The sequence below is a fragment of the Photobacterium aquae genome, assembly GCF_001029445.1.
Taxonomy (GTDB): Bacteria; Pseudomonadota; Gammaproteobacteria; order Enterobacterales; family Vibrionaceae; genus Photobacterium; species Photobacterium aquae.
Map to the genome: position 1 here is coordinate 1 of NZ_LDOT01000108.1, position 369 is coordinate 369.

Sequence of the window (369 nt, forward strand, 5' to 3'; positions counted from 1 at the left end):
TTTGTTTGCATTTGAACCAAGCGGTGATGATTCCCAATGGCAATACAGTGAAGCGTATGACGTGTATGGCCAACTACACCAGCTCGACGTCTACCAATTACCTGATGTTCCAGTGCTCGTGGTTGATAGTAATAGCAGCGCCGAACTCAAAGCCGGGTTGCAAGCAATGCAAGCCGAGATGAACAAACTGGGTCAGTCAACCCGCGTTCAACCTTTCTTCAGCAACCGCAGTGACGACACCATATTCAGTGTTCGCAGCTCTGGTGAAGTCGCGCCAATTCATACCACCCAACTGAAAAAGATTCGTCTTGCAAACGATCAAGAACCTTGGATTTCAGGCAAAGCTGAGATTTACGCCTTGGTCACTGG

1 protein-coding gene is annotated in these 369 nt (G+C 48.5%); it reads left to right on the forward strand.

Translation table 11 applies throughout. The features are described from left to right. A partial coding sequence (locus ABT56_RS23115; protein WP_047881252.1) for a DUF3103 family protein occupies positions 1-369 on the forward strand: 369 nt, incomplete at both ends.